The organism is Bacillus sp. FDAARGOS_235, assembly GCF_002073415.2.
In the GTDB taxonomy this organism is placed as follows: Bacteria; Bacillota; Bacilli; order Bacillales; family Bacillaceae_G; genus Bacillus_A; species Bacillus_A toyonensis.
In genome coordinates this window covers 2554656-2576824 of sequence record NZ_CP020437.2, presented here as the reverse complement: position 1 = coordinate 2576824, position 22169 = coordinate 2554656, and the positions used below count along the sequence as shown (strand labels likewise).

General features: G+C 36.4%; 19 protein-coding genes and 1 riboswitch. Of the genes, 9 read left to right on the top strand and 10 right to left on the bottom strand.

What is annotated here, in order from left to right; all coding sequences use genetic code 11:
- Positions 1 to 108: 108 nt before the first annotated feature.
- Entirely contained in the window at positions 109 to 597 is a 489-nt protein-coding gene (locus A6J74_RS15070) for a DUF4352 domain-containing protein (RefSeq protein WP_000915101.1), read from the top strand.
- A 44-nt stretch (positions 598 to 641) separates the two neighbouring features.
- On the opposite strand, the gene A6J74_RS15065 is transcribed toward A6J74_RS15070, so the two are convergent.
- The 4 genes from A6J74_RS15065 to A6J74_RS15050 form a co-directional block, all read right to left on the bottom strand.
- Complete coding sequence (locus A6J74_RS15065; protein ID WP_000007350.1) at positions 642 to 1871, bottom strand: aminopeptidase; 1230 nt, start codon at positions 1869 to 1871, stop codon at positions 642 to 644.
- 116 nt (positions 1872 to 1987) lie between these two features.
- Entirely contained in the window at positions 1988 to 3070 is a 1083-nt protein-coding gene (locus tag A6J74_RS15060) for a polysaccharide deacetylase family protein (protein ID WP_001233762.1), read from the bottom strand.
- 175 nt (positions 3071 to 3245) lie between these two features.
- On the bottom strand, positions 3246 to 4355 hold the full coding sequence (locus tag A6J74_RS15055; protein ID WP_000760986.1) for a polysaccharide deacetylase family protein: 1110 nt from the start codon (positions 4353 to 4355) through the stop codon (positions 3246 to 3248).
- Between the two features lie 202 nt (positions 4356 to 4557).
- Positions 4558 to 5754 carry a NupC/NupG family nucleoside CNT transporter gene (locus tag A6J74_RS15050; RefSeq protein WP_001200495.1) on the bottom strand — a complete coding sequence of 399 codons (1197 nt, stop codon included), beginning with the start codon at positions 5752 to 5754 and terminating at the stop codon, positions 4558 to 4560.
- Between the two features lie 202 nt (positions 5755 to 5956).
- A riboswitch (purine riboswitch) is annotated at positions 5957 to 6058 on the bottom strand.
- A 121-nt stretch (positions 6059 to 6179) separates the two neighbouring features.
- Between A6J74_RS15050 and rlmD the strand changes: the two genes are divergently transcribed.
- The 3 genes from rlmD to A6J74_RS15035 all read left to right on the top strand — a co-directional run bounded on the left by rlmD (position 6180) and on the right by A6J74_RS15035 (position 10936).
- Positions 6180 to 7556, top strand: coding sequence for a 23S rRNA (uracil(1939)-C(5))-methyltransferase RlmD (rlmD, locus tag A6J74_RS15045; RefSeq protein ID WP_000105007.1), 1377 nt, complete (start codon positions 6180 to 6182; stop codon positions 7554 to 7556).
- A gap of 161 nt (positions 7557 to 7717) precedes the next feature.
- Complete coding sequence (locus tag A6J74_RS15040; protein ID WP_000566715.1) at positions 7718 to 8707, top strand: tRNA dihydrouridine synthase; 990 nt, start codon at positions 7718 to 7720, stop codon at positions 8705 to 8707.
- 213 nt (positions 8708 to 8920) lie between these two features.
- Positions 8921 to 10936, top strand: a complete 2016-nt coding sequence (locus A6J74_RS15035) for a GAF domain-containing sensor histidine kinase (protein ID WP_000947549.1) — start codon at positions 8921 to 8923, stop codon at positions 10934 to 10936.
- A 157-nt stretch (positions 10937 to 11093) separates the two neighbouring features.
- On the opposite strand, the gene A6J74_RS15030 is transcribed toward A6J74_RS15035, so the two are convergent.
- Positions 11094 to 11321: a hypothetical protein gene (locus tag A6J74_RS15030; protein ID WP_225893358.1), complete on the bottom strand. Its 228-nt coding sequence runs from the start codon at positions 11319 to 11321 to the stop codon at positions 11094 to 11096.
- Between the two features lie 126 nt (positions 11322 to 11447).
- Here A6J74_RS15030 and A6J74_RS15025 point away from each other — a divergent pair, with 126 nt between their 5' ends.
- Together A6J74_RS15025 and A6J74_RS15020 are read left to right on the top strand one after the other, a co-directional pair.
- On the top strand, positions 11448 to 11966 hold the full coding sequence (locus tag A6J74_RS15025) for a YehS family protein (protein WP_001251732.1): 519 nt from the start codon (positions 11448 to 11450) through the stop codon (positions 11964 to 11966).
- A 94-nt stretch (positions 11967 to 12060) separates the two neighbouring features.
- Positions 12061 to 12768, top strand: a complete 708-nt coding sequence (locus tag A6J74_RS15020) for a M48 family metallopeptidase (RefSeq protein ID WP_000582098.1) — start codon at positions 12061 to 12063, stop codon at positions 12766 to 12768.
- 215 nt (positions 12769 to 12983) lie between these two features.
- On the opposite strand, the gene A6J74_RS15015 is transcribed toward A6J74_RS15020, so the two are convergent.
- Entirely contained in the window at positions 12984 to 13679 is a 696-nt protein-coding gene (locus tag A6J74_RS15015; protein WP_000217535.1) for a hypothetical protein, read from the bottom strand.
- Between the two features lie 14 nt (positions 13680 to 13693).
- Positions 13694 to 14803, bottom strand: a complete 1110-nt coding sequence (locus tag A6J74_RS15010) for a mandelate racemase/muconate lactonizing enzyme family protein (protein ID WP_000704469.1) — start codon at positions 14801 to 14803, stop codon at positions 13694 to 13696.
- A 93-nt stretch (positions 14804 to 14896) separates the two neighbouring features.
- On the opposite strand from A6J74_RS15010, the gene A6J74_RS15005 reads away from it, so the two are divergent.
- The gene (locus A6J74_RS15005) at positions 14897 to 16168 is read left to right on the top strand and encodes a hypothetical protein (protein WP_000584380.1); all 1272 of its coding nucleotides are present in this window, start codon (positions 14897 to 14899) and stop codon (positions 16166 to 16168) included.
- On the opposite strand, the gene nhaC is transcribed toward A6J74_RS15005, so the two are convergent.
- On the bottom strand, positions 16157 to 17578 hold the full coding sequence (gene nhaC, locus A6J74_RS15000; RefSeq protein WP_000711508.1) for a Na+/H+ antiporter NhaC: 1422 nt from the start codon (positions 17576 to 17578) through the stop codon (positions 16157 to 16159). The genes A6J74_RS15005 and nhaC overlap by 12 nt on opposite strands.
- Before the next feature lie 292 nt (positions 17579 to 17870).
- Here nhaC and A6J74_RS14995 point away from each other — a divergent pair, with 292 nt between their 5' ends.
- A complete protein-coding gene (locus A6J74_RS14995) occupies positions 17871 to 18986 on the top strand; it encodes a M20 peptidase aminoacylase family protein (RefSeq protein ID WP_000853539.1) in 1116 nt (371 codons plus the stop codon).
- Positions 18987 to 19220: 234 nt separating this feature from the next.
- Positions 19221 to 19826: an SAM-dependent methyltransferase gene (locus A6J74_RS14990; RefSeq protein WP_001005641.1), complete on the top strand. Its 606-nt coding sequence runs from the start codon at positions 19221 to 19223 to the stop codon at positions 19824 to 19826.
- Positions 19827 to 19861: 35 nt separating this feature from the next.
- On the opposite strand, the gene ahpF is transcribed toward A6J74_RS14990, so the two are convergent.
- Positions 19862 to 21388 carry an alkyl hydroperoxide reductase subunit F gene (gene ahpF, locus A6J74_RS14985; protein ID WP_000599520.1) on the bottom strand — a complete coding sequence of 509 codons (1527 nt, stop codon included), beginning with the start codon at positions 21386 to 21388 and terminating at the stop codon, positions 19862 to 19864.
- Between the two features lie 14 nt (positions 21389 to 21402).
- Positions 21403 to 21966 (bottom strand): alkyl hydroperoxide reductase subunit C, encoded by a 564-nt coding sequence (gene ahpC, locus A6J74_RS14980; protein WP_000924420.1) that lies wholly within the window; start codon positions 21964 to 21966, stop codon positions 21403 to 21405.
- Positions 21967 to 22169: the final 203 nt, after the last annotated feature.

The following is a 22169-nucleotide window of genomic DNA, read 5'->3' as shown; positions in this document are numbered from 1 at the left end:
TTTTTTCTATTTGTGAAGTTAGCAATTAATACGACAAAATATGACAAGAAAGTGTGAAGGGTTTTGTTATGATACATATGAAATGTTGTCTTATGTGGAGGAAAAAGTATGTTAAAAAAGGTGAGTCAAATTGTTTTAATTTGTGGCATAGTTTTTAGTTTAAGTGCTTGTACCGAGACTGAAAATAGTAATGAAAGTAAACAAGAGAACGTTCAAGAAAAAATTTATAAAATAGGTGAGACAGTAGATGTAGATGGTTTGCAAGTAACTCTCGATTCAGTCCAATTAGGGTATCCAGATTACACCATAGATAAAAAGAAAGATGATATTTTAGGGATTGTTTTCACGGTGAAAAATAATAGTAAAAAAGAAATACCTTTTGCATTTTACGAATTTGAGATTACAAATAAGAAAGGTACAAAGTTTAAAGAATATAAATATGATAGCTTCATTAGTAAAAAGGTAGCACCAGATGAAAAAATCCAAGACATCATGCGATTTGATGTAGATAAAGAAAATACATATATCGCCACATACAGGCCGGAGTTTACACGTGAGAATAGAACGATAAAATTTGAATTGAAACCAAATAAATAAAAAACACATTGGATTATCCAATGTGTTTCTTTATGGTAATTAATTTAAAACGCCCAGTTACCTTTACGGAAGATAGGCTCATGTCTGCCATCAGCTGTAATACCGTCAATATCAAGCTCAGCTGATCCAATCATGAAGTCGTTGTGTGTGATACTAGCGTTTGCTCCGTTTTCAGCAAGTTCTTCTTTAGACATTGTTTTTCCGCCAACTAAGTTAAATGCATAAGCATTTCCGATTGCAAGGTGGCAAGATGCATTTTCGTCAAATAGTGTATTGTAGAATAAAACATTTGTGTTTGAAATTGGTGAGTCATGAGGTACTAAAGCTACTTCTCCTAAGAAGTGAGAACCTTCATCTGTTTCTACTAAATGTTTTAAAGCTTCTTCACCAGCTTCAGCTTTATAGTCTACGATACGTCCGTTTTCAAATGTTAACGTGAAATTATCGATAATATTACCTGCAAATACTAACGGTTTTGTACTAGAAACTTGGCCGTTTACACCTGTTTTAAGTGGCATTGTAAATACTTCTTCAGTTGGAATATTAGCCATAAATGGTACGTTCTTTTCATTTAGGCTACCGGCACCAGCCCATACATGTTTTTCTGGAAGTTCGATTGTTAAATCTGTTCCAGGACCTGTATAGTGAAGAGCTTTATAATGCTTTTCGTTTAAGTAATCCACTTTTGTATGTAATGTTTCATCATGTTCTTTCCATGCTTCTACAGGATTTTCTAAATCAGCACGAGTAGCTTTGAAAATAGCATCCCATAACTTTGCTTCTTGTTCATCTGGCGCTACGTCAGGGAATACTTTCGCAGCCCATTCTTTCGTAGGAACAGAAATTACACACCAACTTACTTTATCGGCTTGTACGTAATCACGGTATACTTTCATCGCTTCACCAGCTACTTTATGAGCTGTTGCGATACGTGTTGCTTCTACACCTTTTAATAAATCAGGGTTTTCTGCATAGATAGACATAAATGCAGCGCCTTCTTTTGCTAATTCTTCACGAGCATGTGCTTTCCAAGAAGGGAATTCAGCAAATGCTTCTTCAGGAGCTAGATCGAACTTTAAGCGTGTTAACGTCTCATCATTCCAATCAACATATACGTGTTTTGCACCAGATTTATATGCTTTTTCTGTAACGAGGCGTACGAATTGTACAGCTTCAAGAGGTGCGCTAATTGATAAAGTTTGTCCGGGTTGAATATTAACACCAACATTAACTGCAAGGGCAGCATACTTCTCTAACGTTTGTTCAAATGACATATGTATAATCTCCTTTAGTTTGAAAGATTTCTTACTATATATAATACAAGAAAATTCTAAAAATATATATAAATATAAAGTAAAAAGAGAGCTCAAAATGTATTGAGCTCTCACATTTATTTAATGGAAGAAGCGAACTGTTCAACTGTAGTTGTATGGTGTATACGAACACGTTTCATTTTTAGCAACTCATCTGGTTCACCTTTCGTAATGAACTTTCCAGGCTTTGTTGTCGTCGCAAATTGATAATATTTCTTCGTTTCTGTAATGACTTTATCATCTACATGGCCGAATGGATAAGCAATTGCGATAACGGGCTTACCTGTTATTTTTTCTAGCTTTTCTTTCGATCCTTTTAATTCTTCTTCGTAGTTTGTAATCTTCGGTAAATCAGCATGTGTTGCTGTATGAGACTGCACTGAGAAAATACCGGAATCAACCATTTCCTTTATTTCATTTGTAGAGAGAGAACTTTCAACATCGACATTATCAACAATCATATATTCTGTTGCTGTCGGCTTGAAAGTATCGTCTTTTAGTTTTTGCAAAATATGAAATGCAGTCATATTATTTTTCATACCATCGTCAAATGTAACAAAAATTGGCTTGTTGACTTTATTAATATCGCCCCAGCGTTCAAACGTTAATAATGTATAACCGTTATCTTTTAAATATTTCATTTGGCCTTCAAAGTTAGCAGGTGATACGAATAAGTCTTTAATGCCTTGTCCATGATAATCATCGATTGCATGGTACATAAGAACGGGAACCTTTTGCTCGAAAGTAATAGCAGATTTTGTGAGTGAGATGATTTTTCCATCTTCCTTGACTCCTGTTGCTTCAATTTGGAACTCACCGCGTTTTCCTTCAAATTCTTTTATGTCAAATGGAAGTGTAAATTGTTTCTCCTTTTCTTTAGAAGAAAAAGATTTAGCATGTTCCTTTCCATCCGCAGTGCGCCAAATTTTATATTGTACTTCGGTTAGAGAATCTTTTATTTCTGTAATATGGATACTTGTGTTTGTAGAATCGTGTGTAATCGGATTATAAGAAATTTTACCTTGTTCTTGCACAGTCTCCTCTTGTTTTTTAACTTCTTGAACCTTTTTCTCTTTTTTAGGTTCTGGACTTATAGTGCTAGTATTACATCCTGCTAGAATAGCAGACGTACATAAAGCAATTGTTGCGTATTTTCTCATAAAATCACCTTCTATTGTGTAGTATGTTGCATACTTATATTTAAAATCCCCACCGCTGTAAGAGCGGTGGGGACTTACCCTTGTTTATCGTATCATTTTTAGATGGGGGATAGGTTAGTGACTGTAAACAGATCTCTTCTTTCATTTTTTAGTAAGATTTAAAATATCTTATGGTTTACTTTATAAGAGATGCGAATTTCTCCATTGACATATCAGGTCCTACAAAATGGCGTTTAATTAAGAGTTGCTCGTTTGGGGTGCCTTTTGTAATATGATTGCCGTGATCGGTAGTTACTGCGAACTCATAATGTTTTTTTGTTTCTTCGACAGCTGGGTCATTATAAGAGCCGACTGGGTAGGCGAGAGCGATGACCTTTTTACCGGTAAGAGTTTCAATTTTTTCTTTAGAACCGCTTAATTCCTCATCATAATTACCTGAATGAGCCATCATTGTATGATTTGCAGTATGAGATTGAATAGAAAAAATACCTGAATCTATCATTTGTTTTATATCATCTGTTGATAGACGGTTCGGTTTGTCTATCTCATTTGAAGTAAGAAATTCAGTTGCTGCAGGTTGGAATGTATCATCTTTTAATTTTTGTAAAACATGAAGAGCATTCATATTATTTTTTCGACCATCATCCATTGTTATAAAAATAGGTTTATTAACACGGTTTATATCATTCCAACGTTCAAATGTGAGCATCGTATAACCGTTATCTTTTAAATACTGCATATGTTTTTCGAATTGTTCAGGCGGTACGTATAAGCCGTAATCACCATCACCTGGTCCAGGGTATTTTTCAATCGCATGATACATCAAAAATGGTACATGTTGCTGGAATGTAATTTTAGATGTTACTAGATTTGTTTCCGTATTATCTTCTTTAATCCCTACTGTTTCAATTTGAAATTCTCCACGTTTTAAATGAAATGTTTTTAAATGAAGTGGGAGGGCAAAATCACGATCTTTTTCTTGTGAAGTAAAAGTTTGTTTGCTTTCAGGTCCATCGGCAGTACGCCAAATATTGTAACGTACTTGTTTAAATGAATCTCTTAAGTTTTTTGTATAAAGCGTGGTGTTTTGTGCGTTATATTCATACGAATCCCATGTGATAGCCCCTTGCGTTAAAGGGATTTCTACTGTTTTTGCTTGTGCTTTTTTTGGTTCAACTGCTTGTTCCGCTGTTGTTTCTTTTATTTGTTTATCACTAGCATTACTAGTGTTACAACCTACGAGAATAGCAGAGGAAAGTAAAGCGATATATGTATATTTCTTCATTCTATCATCCTTCTATTGTGTTTTAATTATAGTCACTTATACCCTTGTCCATCATATCATCATAGAATATATAGGGGAATACATTTTTGGAATAATTCGGAAAGGGGTCTTACGTTTTTTTGGAGTAGTTTATATATAGAAGATAGTAAAAAACTCCACTCACACTTCATTTAGAAAAATAGAAGTAAGGTGGAGTTTTTTATTAGATAAATAATCCAGCGATTGTCGCAGATAAAATAGAAGCAAGTGTTGACGCGAATAGCATTTTCCAACCAAATTTAGATACGACGCTTCCTTGTTTTTCAGAAAGGGCACGGATTGTACCAACAATCGCACCAATTTGGCTAATACTTGCGAAGCTAATTAAGAATACTGTAACGATTCCAACTGTACGTGGAGCTAATGTTGTAACTGTTTCTTTTAAATCAAGGATTGCTACAAACTCGTTTAATACAATCTTCGTACCCATAATACCACCAGCTGGGATAATATCTTGAGTTGGAATACCCATTAAGAATGCGAATGGAGCAAGTATATAACCGAAGATTTGTTGTAACGTAATAGCATGTCCCATTGCACCTGAAGCTGCGCTAATTACGTAGTTTACAACTTCCATAACACCGATGAAAGCAATCATTAATGCAGCAACGATCCCAGCTACTTTTAACCCGTCAAGCGCACCGTTAATCATTGCGCCAATAAAACTGTCTCCAAATAGAGTTCTATCAAATTTTTGAATCACTTCGTCTTCTTTTTTCGTATCAACTGGTGTTAATAACGAACAAACGATTAAGCTTGAGAATAAGTTTAGCGGAAGAGCAGCTAGTACATATTTCGCATCTAACATCATTACGTATGATGCTGTAACAGAAGCAGAAACGGAGCTCATCGCAGAACAACAAATAATAAACATACGGTTTTTGTTAAAATGCTGTAAATCATTTTTAATAACGATTAACGCTTCACTTGAACCGAAGAATACAGAGTTTACTGCGTGGAATGATTCAACGCGTGGTAAACCAGTAATTTTTGAAATTGCACCGCCGACAACGCGAACAATAAATGGTAAAACACCTAAATAACTAAAGATCGAAAGTAGTGCTGAGAAAAATACGATAATTAATAATACATTTAAGAAAAAGACAAAATCTCTTTGAATCCCATTAAAGAGAAAATCGACACCTGTCGTACCAAGTTTAATTAGTTTGTTGAAAACTTTACTAATGAAAATAATGATTTGTTGACCAACCTTTGTAGCAAACATAAACCAACCGATTAAAATTTGGAAACCAATCATAATTGCAATTGCGCGGAAGTTGATTTTACTTTTGTTGTTTGACAAAGCAAAACATAAACCTAAAACGACAAGAATACCGATAATGCTCATTACATATTGCATGTAGTTGCCCCTTTCAGAAGTTCGTATAAAGTTTGTACATAAAACGCTCGTTATATTACTAAAAATAAAACAAAGAGGTTTTATGTCATACGTAAGATGTCTGACCTTTTAGAAAAGTAAAAATAAAAAAAGACCCATATGGATTCACTTTCATCTATGAGAGAAAGCTAATCAATATGAGTCCTTTTTTGCGCATAGGCTAATATTCATTAGTTTTCCCCATAGTCCAGCAATTTAAGGTTGCCGGGTAGAAACTCTCGATCCATATTATCGAGTATATATGAGGTAACATCGTCCGTATTAAATTAGTAGTAGCGTAACATTACTAGAGAACTATCGTCAATAGCTTTTTTTCTTCCAATAGAAATAGACCATATAAGTATGATAAAATGTAACGCAGTGTTATGAAAAAGAGAGGTCGGAAAATGAGTACAAAAATGACGCCACCAGTTGAAAAAAACGAGTTTATAGATGTAGTATTTGAAGATTTAACACACGATGGTGCCGGTGTTGCGAAAATAAAGGGTTATCCTATTTTCGTTAAAAACGGACTACCAGGTGAAGAAGCACAAATTAAAATTATTAAAGTGAAGAAAAACTTCGCGTTTGGTCGTTTGATAAAACTTCATACAGAGAGCCCGTATCGTAAAGATGCAGAATGCCCAGTATACAACCAGTGCGGCGGTTGTCAGCTTCAGCACTTAACATATGAAGGACAATTACAAGCGAAAGAAAAACAAGTACGTGACGTTATGCAGCGTATCGGCGGGTTAAGCGATGTCCCTGTTCATCCTGTACTAGGCATGAAAAACCCATGGGTATACCGTAATAAAGCACAAGTACCGATTGGGGAACGTGAAGGCGGACTTGTAGCTGGCTTCTATCGTCAAGGAACGCATGACATCATTAATATGGAATCATGCTTAATTCAGGCAGAAGAAAACGATGCATTAATTCAAGAAGTGAAACGTATTTGTGAGAAACATGGTATCTCGGCATACAATGAAGAGCGTAACAAAGGAACACTACGCCACGTAATGGCTCGCTACGGACAAGTAACAGGGGAAATTATGCTTGTCTTCATTACACGTACAGCAGAATTACCAAACAAAAAAGCAATCATTGAGGAAATTGCAGCGAAATTCCCAGAAGTAAAATCAATCGTTCAAAACGTAAATACGAAACGAACAAACGTTATTTTCGGTGATACAACGACAGTACTGTACGGATCAGAATATATTTATGACTTTATCGGTGACATTAAATTCGCGATTTCAGCACGTTCATTCTATCAAGTCAACCCAGAACAAACGAAAGTGCTATACGATAAAACGCTAGAATACGCAAAGTTAGATGGTAACGAAACAGTAATTGATGCATATTGCGGAATCGGATCAATCTCTTTATTCCTAGCGCAAAAAGCGAAAAAAGTGTACGGCGTTGAAATCGTCCCAGAAGCAATCGAAGACGCAAACCGTAACGCAGCACTAAACAACATGACAAACGCTGAATTTGGCGTAGGAGAAGCAGAAGTAGTCATTCCAAAATGGTACAAAGAAGGCGTAATCGCCGACACAATGGTCGTAGACCCACCGCGTAAAGGTTGTGACGAAGCGCTATTAAACACAATCATCGACATGAAACCAAAGCGCGTCGTATACGTATCATGTAACCCAGCAACATTAGCACGCGACTTAAAAGTACTAGAAGAAGGCGGATATAAAACACAGGAAGTACAGCCTGTTGATATGTTCCCGCATACGACTCATGTGGAGTGTGTGGCTTGGCTTAAGTTGGTATAATAGAAAAGCAGTTGATATAGGAAAAATCTATACCATCTGCTTTTTGCTTTACAAAAATACCATTCATAAGCGATTTTAGTTAAAATAAATATTGCTGATTTTCACAAATTATAAATTGAGAGTTTGAAATTGCATTCATAATGAGAGGATTTGAATTTGAAATGATAGATAATTTTTGGCGTGAATTACCACGACCATTTTTCGTACTTGCACCAATGGAAGATGTGACAGACGTCGTTTTCCGTCACGTAGTAAGTGAAGCTGGCCGACCGGATGTATTCTTCACAGAGTTTACAAACTCGGATAGCTATTGCCATCCAGAAGGTATGAAAAGTGTACGTGGCCGTTTAATTTTTACAGAAGATGAACAACCAATGGTAGCACATATTTGGGGAGATAATCCTGAATATTTTCGTCAAATGAGTATAGGTATGGCAGAGTTAGGATTTAAAGGTATCGATATTAATATGGGATGCCCAGTACCGAATGTAGCATCGAGAGGAAAAGGTAGCGGCCTTATTCTACGTCCAGACGTTGCAGCAGAATTAATTCAAGCAGCAAAAGCGGGCGGATTACCTGTCAGCGTAAAAACGCGACTTGGCTTTAAAGAGTTAAGTGAGTGGGAAGATTGGTTAACGCATATTTTTAAACAAGATATTGCAAACCTTTCTATTCATTTACGTACAAGAGAAGAAATGAGCCAAGTAGATGCGCACTGGGAACTAATTCCGGAAATTAAAAAATTACGTGACCGCATTGCACCAAATACGTTAATAACAATCAATGGAGACATTCCTGACCGTCAAACTGGAATGGAACTTGCTGAAAAATACGGTATTGATGGCGTTATGATCGGGCGAGGTATTTTTAAAAATCCGTTTGCTTTCGAAAAAGAGCCAAGAGAGCATAGCAGTAAAGAACACTTAGATCTTTTAAGACTACAGCTTGATTTACAAGATCAATATGCAGAAGTACTGCCACGCTCAATCACGGGACTTCATCGCTTCTTCAAAATTTATGTAAAAGGATTCCCTGGAGCTGCGGAACTAAGAAATCAATTGATGAGCACGAAATCGACTGATGAGGTGCGTGCGTTGCTTGATAAGTTTGAGGCAAGTGTTAACACGGCTGGAGATAGTGAAACAGTGTAACTTTTGAAAGTTAGAGCTGCTGGGGTGTATCGATTTTATGAGCGTTTGTTTCAGTTTAATTAAGGTGAGCTGTATCATAAGTAATTGAGGTATTCTATGTAAAACAGGGGGAAGAAAAGAATACAGGAGAAAATCGGAAATGGCAGGTTGATCTTGATTTTCACTGATATTATCATGTTTATTTTATTATGCCTATAATTGGAGGCCATGTGAATGTTAAGTGATCAGGCGAGATATTCTAGGCTCGCGAATATAACAAAAATAATAAATACAAAATTAGAACTACGTGAAGTATTGCAGCGTGTAACAATGGCGATATCAGAGGAGATTGTTAGGTGCAATGCTGTTGGAATTTATTTACCCCAGGAAGATGGAACATTTAGAGGGTTTGCAGGAAAACCAGAGACCATAAATGGTGTAACGCTCGATACGCAAGTAATTGATCCTGAAATAGACTTACTGGCAAAAGAAGTTATTGAAACCAAAAAAACGATCTATATTCCTGATACCTCAAAGGATCATCGGCCGGATCCTAGACCAGTTGATGCGTTCAAAATTAAGTCCTTATTAGCCTTGCCTATCTCATTCGGGCAAGAGTTATTTGGTCTGGTTTTTTTATTTGATTATGGAACTCCAATGAACTTAACAGATTCAGAAATTCAAAGTGTTGAAGCTTATGTAAATATGGCTGCGGTCGCAATTCAAAACGCAAATAATTTAACACAAAAGGAAAACCTTATTGCCGAGAAGCAGTTGTTACTAAATGTTACCCGTGATTTATCAATGTGTTCCTCGATACAGGAGAGTTTTGATAAATGTTTTTTTTACTTAGGACAGATTTTAGAGAGTAAAAACGTGGCTGCCCACCTTTTAGACCCGTTAGACAAAAAAACGATTAAAACAACGAAGTTAAGTAAGGACTGTAATTGGACAGAAGTGGATTGGATGGAAAAAAGCTATGACGCCAAAATCCAAGAGGTTATTCAAACAAAAAATATAGATAGTAAGGGTCTTTTGATGATCCCATTGGTTTCAATGGGAGAAGTATTAGGGGTAATTGTTGTTGGTAAAGAGGGAAAATTTTATAATTACGATAATTCCCAAATTCAATTGGCAAAATCTATCGTTGATGCCACAGCTCCTACGTTTTCAAACTTGTTATATATGGATCAACTTGAAAGCATGGTGGAAGAGCGAACGAGAGAACTAGCTGCTGCTAATGAAAAAGTTACAAGTGTGATCGAAAGTATTACGGATGGATTCTTTACTTTGAATAATAAATGGGAATTTACGTACGTAAATAAGCATCAATATTTTCCACAAAGAAAAACAGCAAAAGATGTATTAGGCAAGAATATACGGGAGGTTTTCCCGAGTAGCGTCGACACAGTTATGTATAAGGAATTTCATAGTGCAATGTCAGAGCGAACTACAGTTCATTTCGAATTTCTTTCTATATCTGATGAATATTGGTACGAAGTTAGTGCATACCCGTATGATGATGGTATTTGTTGTATTTTTAAAAACATAACGGAAAAAAAGCAATATGAGCAGGAATTGAAAAGGTTATCAAACATAGATTTAATAGGGCAAATGGCAGCAGGTATTAGCCATGAGATTAGAAATCCAATGACAACAGTACGAGGATTTTTGCAGTTATTAAAAGAAGAGAACATCTATGAGAAACATAATAAATACTTTAATTTAATGATAGAAGAACTTGACCGCTCCAATTCTATTATTACTGAATTTCTCTCAATGGGTAATACAAAGAAATCGGATTTGCAGATGTTAGATTTAAATTTAATTATCCATGATACGATTCCTTTAATAAAGATTGATACGCATAATCAAAATAAATATATTCAAGTCGATACAAATGACATTCCGGAATTACTTTTAAATCGTAACGAGATACGGCAATTATTAATAAACCTATACCGTAATGGCTTAGAAGCGATGAGCACAGGGCAAGTTCTAACCATCAGTACCTACAAGGAAGGTCAAAATTGTGTGGTGCTTGCAGTGCGTGATCAAGGAAAAGGTATCAGACCTGAAGTATTAGAGAAACTGGGTACTCCATTTTACACGACCAAAGATAATGGAACTGGATTGGGGCTAGGTATATGTTATGCCATTGCTGCCCGTCATAATGCAAAAATAGAAATTCAAACAGGATCGGAAGGCACGACTTTTTTTGCAAAATTTAACTATGCAAATAATAAATAATAACCTCGTTTAGATTAGTTACGGTGAACCGTAACGCAAATAAAAAGTAAAACCTAAGTAAACATAATCAATATATTTCACCTGAATTTTGCGTAACATTCATGTTTGAGTTGCCCACTAAATTAGAGTTGCATAAAAAGAAATGGACTAACCTATATTAGGTTAGTCCATTTTCAAGTGTGTTAATTAATAGTGAATCTCCCTTCTGTACTTTTAGGAGCTTTTCGGTATTAGCTCCTGACTCTCCATATGTATATTCTGTTAGCATTGGGTCCTCATGTCCGAAATTTCGTTCAGCATTTTTATACCCAATTAAATAATTTAATTGGGTATAAATGGATAATACCAAGTGCCTAAACAACATATGTTGCTGTTTTAAAATCATCCCCAAAAGCATTAATCCACCTAAGACTACAAAACCTCCCCCTAAAATGTTAAAGTAGTAACTTGACGACATTAATTTATACATGCTAAAAGCATTACTATAATCAATATTTCAGGAGGCAAAACAATGGCAATGAGCAACAACGATATATTAAAGAGAGTAAGATATGCTTTAGATATAAGAGATATAGATATGGTGGAAATCTTTAAACTTGGCGGGATGGAAGTAACGAAAGAAGACGTAGTTGATATGCTTACAAAAATAAAAAGAGCTCCTCAGCATGAACCTGAAGATGCTGATATAATCGAAGATGAGTACGTAAAAACATGCGATATGATGATGTTAGAGGCATTTTTAAATGGATTTATTACTTTAAAAAGAGGAAAGCAAGATCCGAAACCAGGACAACCGGCACCTGTACAGAGCAAGGAGAGTGCCAATAACCTTCTTCTAAAGAAAATGAAAATTGCACTATCGTTAACGACTGAGGATGTGCTTGATATATTAGATAGCGTAGGAGTTACGGTGACAAAAGGAGAATTAGGCGCCTTATTAAGAAAGAAAGGCCATAAGAATTACAAAGAGTGCGGCGATAGATACGCAAGGAATTTCATTAAAGGATTAGCTGTAAAGTATAGAGGATAATGAGTTTGTTAAAGCAGTAAATGATATAATAAGTAGAGTAGGACGTTTGTATCCTACTCTTTTTTATTTGTAAAATAATACGCTAGGTGATGAAATGATACATACATATTTAGGTGAGACAATTAATTTTCATATAACTTATAAGAAGAAAAAGTCCGTGCGTCTTTTTGTAGATTCGTACGGAAATGTGGAAGTGCAAGCTCCAAAAGGGACACCTGTTGAATACTTAGTCCAGTTGCTAGAGGAGAAGTGGGATTGGATTCAGAGAACCCGTAAGGAAATGCAGGAGCGAGTGCTTGGACCACAGGAAAAAGATTATGATCAAGGAGAGGAATTTCTGTATTTAGGAAGTACGTATCCGATACAGATTTCTCAAGATACAAGTATGGAGCAAGACAATGCAGTGTTTGAAGGGGATAAGCTACATATTTATGTGAAAGAGCTTAAGGATGAGAAAATACAACAAGCTTTAAAACGATTTTATTATAAGCAGTGTAAAGCGCTAGTAGAGAAGAGTATTAAAGCGCATCAAAGTAATTTTAAAACAAAACCGCGATCTATTCGTATTACAGATAGTAGTCGTACGTGGGGAACTTGTGATTCTAATTTACAATTAACATTTAATTGGAAGCTAGCGATGGCACCACAGCGAGTGATTGACTATGTAGTTGTTCATGAAATGTGCCATATGGTTCATTTAAATCATGATCGTTCTTTTTGGCGCCTTGTCGGAAAGATAATGCCTGATTATAAGGAAATGGAGAATTGGTTAGCGTTATCTAGTTGGAAGATGACGATTTAGGAATATCGATTTTTGTCGGTAAATCGATATTCCTTGTCGAATCGTTGATATATTGTGAGTTTTGATAGATATATTTGAAAAACCGTTGATATATTGTAAGTTATGATAGATATATTCGAAAAATCGTTGATATAATTTCATTTACCACAAAATTGTTCAAAGGATCGAAAAAAGGAGATGTCACAAGGGACATCCCCTTTTTTCGAGCATATAGATTATCGCCCAAACTTCACAATGAAAGTATCTGCTGTTTTCTCCATCTCATACCCACGATACCCCTCCGAAAGCAAAGCCTGCTGTCCATTAGCATCACTCATTAGAATACTTTGAACATCTGTCCAATCTCTTTCTTTATCTCTGCGCAATTCCTTCACAAAAACATACCGCATACTACCACCATACTTCTCTTTCAGCGCAGCAATCTCCATCCCTTGCGCAAACTTATCCTTCAAACTTGGAATGTTAAAAGGAGCAACGGTGCAACATACATAATCATATTTGCTATCTTCTTTTTGCAATTCTTCCATAATGACTTTTGCTAATGTTTTTTGCATCCCATTTCCTCGGCAGTTCGGATGAACGTTTGAGATTTCTTGATAGATAACTCTTTGTAGTTCGCTTTCGTGTAATCCGATATCGAGTCCTAAATGTTCATCGTCGATAGGAGGGACGAGTAGAGCACGAAATGCGACGAGTTCATTTTCGATAAAAGCGCCAATCATCATGCCGTTTCCTTCTAGAATATATTGAAATTCTTCTTGTGAGAGTGGTTGTAAACGACTTTTATCTTCCAACGCTTCAACTATAATGTTTTGTAATGATAAAATTTGTTCGATGTGCTTTCTTGATAGTAATGTAACGTGAAATGGTTGTTCGTTTTGTTTTAATGTTCCTTCATATAGAACAGTCATGCGTTAGTCCTCCTTTAGCGTACAACGTCTTGAAAGACGGTTAGTTCTTGTAATGTATCTTCATTTATTTCAATGCCGAGTCCTGGCTTTTCGTTTAAGCGAATAAATGGTACGTCGTAATGTAAGTTTCCGATGTCTTTCGTGAACTTTAATGGACCTGTAAGTTCAACGCTCGTAATGATTTTTTTCGAGAAAGCGACATGGAATCCTGCGGAAGAGGCAACGGATGATTCGACCATGGATCCAACTTGGCATTCAATGCCGGCCATTTCTGCTTGATGAGCGAGTTTTACAGCGGGATATATGCCGCCGCATTTCATTAGTTTTATATTTACTTTATCAGCCGCGTCTAATTTAATGATTTGGCGCATTTCACGAGAACCTTTTAATCCTTCATCAATCATAAGCGGAAGGTCTGTTTTAGAACGAATGTGAGCCATTGCGTCAATATCGTCTGCGACAACAGGCTGTTCAATCCAGTCGATGTTTAAATGACCTAATGAACGAAGTGCCGTTAATGTGTTGGCGCTATTTTTCCATCCTTGGTTTACATCAACGCGAATCGCAATATCACTTCCTACACGTTCACGTACCGCTTCAATACGTTTTACATCTTCTTTTACATTCGTACCGACTTTCATTTTGAAAGATTGGTAACCTTTTTGAATCATGGAAGCAGCTTCAGCAGCCATGTCTTCTGGATCGGCGATACTTAAGACGTGAGTGACAGGGAAGTCTTCATGGTAGCGTCCGCCAATTAATTGATATACAGGTTGATTTAGTTTTTTGCCCATTATATCAAAACAAGCAATATCAATCGCGGCCTTCGCAGTAGGCACACCGTAAATTGTATTGTCCATCATATCGTGTATTTTCTCAATATTCATTGGATTTTGCCCGATGAGCGCAGGAGCAAGTGTATGTTTTAAAGTATGGAAAGTACTTTCCCATGATTCGCCTGTAACGTGATCATCAGCAACGCCCTCACCGTAACCGATAATGCCTTCATCTGTTTCCATTTTGACGATAACAGAAGGCATATCAGAATAAGAACCATAACTAATAACAAACGGATCGCGAAGCGGTAAACGAATTGCGTAAAGATGAATAGCTGTAATTTTCATTGAATAGAAACCCCTTCCTGTTTACAATAGTTTTATACATTCGATATAGTTGACGTTAAATAGTCGTTAATTAATAATAAGGAGTTAGAGAAAATGATAATAAAAATTGCAGTTGTCGGTTCAAAGGAGTTTATGGAGAATCTTTTCCCTATTGCTCATAAATTAGAAGAAATAGAAATTGATCCATATGTTTACCTTAATCCGGCAGAATCTTCTGAACTATTAAAGGGTTTAAAGCCTTGTGATGTTATCTTTTTCTCAGGTGCCTTACCTTATTATATGGCAAAAGAAATAAGAGAACAATTACGAATTCCAAGTACGTACTTACAGCAAGATGAGACAACGGTTGCATCTTCACTTCTTTCTGTCATATATCATCAAGGTATTCAACCACATAAAATTTCAATCGATTTAGTAGACCGTTCGTTTATTACAAATGTATGCCGCGATATCGGTATAAAAGAAAAGCCACAAGTGTTGGATTATGAAAATATGTTGTGGAGTAAAGAGGAAATAAATAGAGTCATTGATTTTCATGTAGCTAAATATCAATCCGGAGAGGCTCATTTAGCTTTAACTAGTATTCACGCTGTTTACGATGAGCTTCAAAAAATAGGTGTTCCTTCAGAGCGTATGATTGATCCAACACAGTCCATTATACATGGGCTAAAAGATGCAAAAATAAAAGCTGAGTTAGCAAAAAGCTATTCAGCTACTGTTGGTGCTTGTATTATTTCTTCCTTAGAATTACGAACGAGTTTGCTTGAAAAACTAGATGTCATTTCAAAAGAACTACGTGGTTCATTTAAACAAGTGGATGAAATGACATGCATTTTGTATACAACTCGTGGTGATATCGAATCGATTATTAAGACAAATGCGATACATAACTTGTTTGCGAGCGTAGAAGGAACGATAGCTATTGGATTTGGTTATGGAAAAACCGTGAAAGAGGCGGAGAAAAATGCAAAAATTGCTCAAAGTTTTGCAAAGAATAATCCAATAGATCGTTGTTTTTATATACTAACAAGTGATAAAGATTTATTTGGTCCGTTCCCGAAAGAACAGAGAGTACAAAGTTTGAAAAATGATCATCCGGAACTAATGAAAATAGCGAAAGAAACGAAGCTTAGTCCGGCCAACTTGTCAAAAATCATTCAATTTAGTCAATCGCATCCGTCATTGAAGTTTACAGCAGCTGACCTTTCTGAGTACTTACAAGTGACCCGGCGATCGACAGAAAGATTGTTAAAAAAATTAGTTGATTACGGGTATGCTCATATTTGCGGCGAGGAAATGCCCTATCAACAAGGGCGACCTCGCGCACTATATGAACTGAATTTACCGCTATTTTTAAGCTTCTAGTTGCGCTTTTTGTTTCTTTAGTAGTTCTGCTTTTTCAATGTCTGATAGTTTTACAATTGTGAAGCCTGTTATACCATAAATGATTGAGATAATAGGTACGATGAAATTCAAAATAGCATAAGGGGCATATTCAAATGCACCTACGCCAAGTGTAGCGAGAATAAATACACCGCACGTATTCCAAGGAACGAAGACAGAAGTTAATGTTCCGCCATCTTCTAATGCTCTGGATAAATTTTTTGAATGTAGTCCTTTTTCTGTGTATGCATTTGCATACATTCTTGAAGGAACAACAATTGAAATATATTGTTCAGAGCAAGTAAGGTTTGTTGCAAAACAAGATGCGATAGTAGAAGCGATAAGCCCTTTTGCTGATTTTGCTAACTTTAAAATTTGATTTACAATTGAGCGAAGAATACCTGTATGTTCTAATACTCCTCCGAAAGTCATAGCGACAATTGTCATAGAGACTGTATTCATCATCGAATCTAAGCCACCGCGGTTAAATAGTTCGTCTACTAGCTTGTTTCCAGTGTCTATAACAAATCCAGCTTGGAGTGCACCGACAGATGCTGAGACAGAACCACCTTGAATAAAGACTTGTGATAAGAATCCTAAAATAATACCGACGAGAATGGCTGGTATGGCAGGAACCTTTTTAGCGACCAATACCATAACGGCTACGGGTATGATTAATAGGAAAGGTGAAATAACAAAGTTTTGTTGTAAGACTTGTAATGTTTGATCGATGCTTTGCGCATCAATATTGTTATCACCGAAGCTTCTTCCTAAGAAAGCATAGACGATAAGAGTAATAATTAAACCTGGAATTGTAGTAAATAACATATGACGAATATGTGCGAATAAATCTGTATTTGTTAATCCTGCGGCTAAGTTTGTTGTGTCTGAAAGCGGTGACATTTTATCGCCAAAATAAGAGCCTGAAATAATGGCACCAGCAACCATTGGAGCTGGAATACCCATACTTAGACCAATGCCCATTCCGGCAACACCAATTGTTCCCATTGTAGACCAAGAGCTACCAATCGCTAATGCAACGATAGAACAGATAATGGTAATGGATACTAAAAATAGTGATGGAGTTAAAAGTTTTAAACCGTAATAAATCATTGTTGCGACGATTCCACCGCCAATCCAAGCACCGATTGTTAAGCCAACAAGAATAATAATGACGATAGCGGGTAATGCAAGACGAATCCCTTTATACATTGCTTCTTCAAGATCATTCCATTTGTAACCGTAACGCCAAGCGACGATAGAAGCAACGGTCGTACCGATAATAAGTGGAACGTGAGGGCTTTGTTTTAATACAACAATTGTAACCATCATAACTGCAACGGTAATGATAATAGGGATAATCGCTATTCCAAAAGGTATTTCTTTTTTCATAAATTTCCTCCTTGTTACGTATGTTTGTTTGTATTTTTTAGAATTGTCGTAAAATAGACGGTTATTAGGTTATGATAACTAAAAATATATGTAAGCGTCAACAAAGAACAGAAAATAAGGAATATTCTAGTTGTTTATTCAGTTTGTAATATAGATACAGAGTAAGCTTTTAAAAAGTTTAAAAATAAACAATTGACTTTTTTCTTAAAATTCAATATGTTCATAAAAACATCTGTTTTTCATAAGTATAATTAACCTGAATGGTTTGTAATTTGGGAAGGAGAATGGAGCTTTGAAAACATTAGAACTACAAGAGCGTTTAACGGAAATTTTTCAGCATTTACATGAAAACCCTGAAGTAAGTTGGAAAGAGTATGAAACGACAGCTTATATTACTAACTTTTTAAAAGAAGAAGGAATTTCATATAAAACATTTGATGATTGCCCAGGCGTAATCGCTGAGATTGGAAATGGGAACCCGGTTATTGCGATTCGTGCTGATATGGATGCACTTTGGCAAGAAGTAGATGGAGAATTTAAAGCGAACCATTCGTGTGGTCATGATGCTCATATGACGATTGTAATGGGGCTTATTTTACAATTGAAAAATATGAGATGGGATAGTGGAACGGTTAGATTTATTTTTCAACCGGCAGAAGAGAAGGGAAATGGTGCTTTAAAGATGGTAGAGAAAGGTGCTGTAGATGATGCTGATTTCTTATTCGGTGTCCATTTACGACCAATCGAAGAATTATCTTTGAAACAAGCAGCCCCATCTATTCGTCACGGAGCAGCAAGATTTCTAGAGGGTATGATTCATGGGGAGGATGCACATGGGGCAAGACCACACCAAGGTGTGAATGCAATTGATGTCATTTCCATGATTAATATCGGTTTGAAAAATATATGGTTGCCGCCACAAAGTTCATATTCAGTGAAGATGACGCGGTGCCAAGCTGGTGGAGATAATTTAAATATCATTCCAGGTAACGGCCATTTTAGCTTAGATGTAAGAGCGGAGAATAATACATTATTAGAAGAATTAAAGAAAAAGATAGAGCATGTAATAGAATCAGCCGCATCAATGGGATCGAAAACTTCATACGAATGGATTGATCTTGCTCCAGGAGCAGAGGTGTCAGAAGAAGCGGAGCGTTACATGCGTAAAGGCATTCTCGAAGTGTATGGAGAAGAGCAATGCACAGGGCCGCTTTATACGACAGGAAGCGATGACTTCCATTACTACACAGTGAAGAGACCACATTTAAAAGCTGTCATGCTTGGACTAGGAGCAGATCTACAACCTGGATTACACCATCCGTATATGAGATTTGATCATAGTTGTATTATGGATGGGGTAGAAATATTGAAGCAAACTGTATTGAAAGTGTTAGAAGACAGGGGCTAGAGAGCTCCTGTTTTTTTATCGTGAATTGACGGTAAATCGATATATTTGAAAAACCGTTGATATATTTTGAGTTATGATAGATATATTGAGAAAATCGTTGATATATTTGAAGTTACGATAGATATATTAAGAAAATCGTTGGTATAATTTCACGGACCTATTAATTTGATGAAAAATGAGCCTCCAGTACATGGTGTATAATAATAAGTACCATTTTTTAATAGGAGAAAACGAATGAACGAACAATATTATGATGCAGTTTTACATATAAAAACAGTCGGTGAGCAAAAAGGGTTTAACAAGTCTATGCATTATCACCGCTATGAACCGACGCCGTATAGCGGGTTAGATGAGTTATTGAATCAATATGAAATACGAAGTAGCGACCGAATTGTAGACTTTGGGTGCGGAAAAGGGCGATTAAACTTTTATATGCATCATAAATGTGGTGCTTCAGTAGTTGGAATTGAAATGAATGAAGAGTTTTATAAAGAAGCGATGGATAATAGAGATCGTTATGCACGAAAGGCACAAAACAGTAAGGGGAAAATTCAATTCCAATGTTGTTTAGCGCAGGAATATGAGATTGATCCACATGATAATAGGTTTTATTTCTTTAATCCGTTTTCTGTGCAAGTGTTTATGAATGTAGTCAATAACATTTTGCTTTCAGTAGAAGAAACGGGGAGAGAAGTGGGTATTATTTTATATTATCCTTCTGAGGACTATATTTTCTTCTTAGAAAATCAGACTGCGTTTGAGCTAAAGAAAGAAGTTAGATTGCCAGGTGCTTATGAGAAGAATGGGAATGAGAGGTTTTTAGTGTATACGTTAGGATAATAAAAAAGCAGATGCTAAGGCACCTGCTTTTTTTATTAGTTACGGATTAAGTAATCAAATGCGCCTAAAGCAGCGTTTGCACCTGAACCCATAGAGATGATGATTTGTTTGTACGGATTATTTGTACAGTCACCTGCAGCAAACACTCCTGGTACGTTTGTAGCGCCGTGCTTGTCTGTTACGATTTCACCGCGAGCGCGTTCAACTGTTTCGCCTAACCAGTCTGTGTTTGGCACAAGACCGATTTGAACGAATACACCTTGTAATTCAACGTGATGAACTTCTTCAGTTTCACGATCGATGTAAGAAATACCGTTTACTTTGTCAGTACCAGTGATTTCTTTCGTTTGAACGTTTTTCAGAACAGTTACGTTTGGTAAGCTGTTAAGACGCTCTTGTAATACAGCATCAGCTTTTAATTCTGGCATGAATTCAAGAACAGTTACGTGCTTAACAATACCTGCTAAGTCGATAGCTGCTTCAATACCAGAGTTACCTCCGCCAATAACTGCTACATCTTTTCCGATGAATAATGGACCGTCACAGTGTGGGCAGTATGCTACACCTTTATTTTTGAACTCAGCTTCACCTGGTACGCCAACATTACGCCAGCGAGCACCTGTAGAAACGATTACGCTCTTACTTTTCAGAATAGCGCCGTTTTCAAGTTCCACTTCAATAAGTTCTTTTTTCTCTAAACGTTTCGCACGTTGTAGATTCATTACATCGATGTCGTATTCTTTTACGTGCTCTTCAAGGCTTGCTACTAGCTTAGGACCTTCAGTGCGTTTTACGCTGATGAAGTTCTCAATACCCATAGTATCCATTACTTGACCACCGAAGCGCTCAGCAACGATACCAGTGCGGATGCCTTTACGTGCTGCATAAATTGCTGCACTTGCACCAGCTGGGCCGCCACCAACAACAAGAACATCGTATGGATCTTTATCAGAAAGCTCTGATGCATCTGGACCGTTACCCATTTTAGCTAAAATTTCTTCAAGTGTCATACGACCGCTTCCGAAAGATTCGCCATTTAGGAAAACTGTTGGTACTGCCATGATGTCTTTGCTTTCTACTTCCTCTTTGAATGCAGCGCCATCAATCATAGTATGTGTAATACCAGAGTTAAGAACGCTCATTACGTTAAGAGCTTGTACAACATCAGGACAGTTATGACAACTTAGGCTGATATAAGATTCAAAATGATATTCGCCTTGAATGTTTTTAATTTGATCGATTAATTTTTGTTCAACTTTTGGAGCACGTCCACTAACTTGTAGTAAAGCTAACACTAATGAAGTAAATTCGTGTCCTAATGGAATACCAGCGAATACTACACCAGTGTCTTCATCAGGGCGATTTACACTAAAGCTTGGTGTTCTCTCTAGTTCAACTTTTTCTACTGTAATCTTTGATGACATAGTAGCTAATTCATCTACTAGAGATAACATATCTTTAGATACATTATCGTCTCCTGAGCTAACTTTAAGTAAAATATCGTTCTCCATTAACTGAAGGTATTGGGATAGTTGTGTTTTTATATCTGCATCTAGTATCATTTTGATCGAACTCCTTAGATTTTGCCTACAAGGTCAAGGCTTGGTTTAAGTGTTGCAGAACCCTCTTGCCATTTAGCTGGGCAAACTTCACCTGGGTTGTTACGTACGTATTGAGCTGCTTTAATTTTGTTAACAAGAATGCTTGCATCACGGCCGATACCGTCAGCGTTGATTTCCATAGATTGGATAACGCCGTCTGGATCGATGATGAATGTACCACGAGCAGCAAGACCTTCTTCTTCCATTAAAACGTTGAAGTTTGTAGTGATTGTGCGAGTTGGGTCACCAATCATAATGTATTCGATTTTACCGATAGTTTCTGAGCTATCATGCCATGCTTTGTGAGTGAAGTGAGTGTCTGTAGATACAGAGTATACTTCAACGCCTAAGTCTTTTAGAGTTGCATATTGGTTTTGTAAGTCTTCAAGTTCAGTTGGGCAAACGAATGTGAAGTCAGCTGGGTAGAAACAAACTACACTCCATTTTCCTTTTAAACTTTCGTCAGTAACTTGGATAAATTCTCCATTATGGTAAGCATTAGCTTTAAACGGTTTTACTTCTGTGCCGATTAATAACATATTAAATTTCCTCCTAAATGTTGGTTTTGAGCATCAAAAAATAGTTTGCTCATAAAATATATTTTTTAATTAACTATAATAATTCTAATTCGATATTAATTATCATATAGAAGTGGTTATTTTGTCAAGAGAATAAACCAACTTTATACCAATTTAATTAATATTTATTCTCAATTAAGGTTGTTAGGGAATGAAAAGGTAAT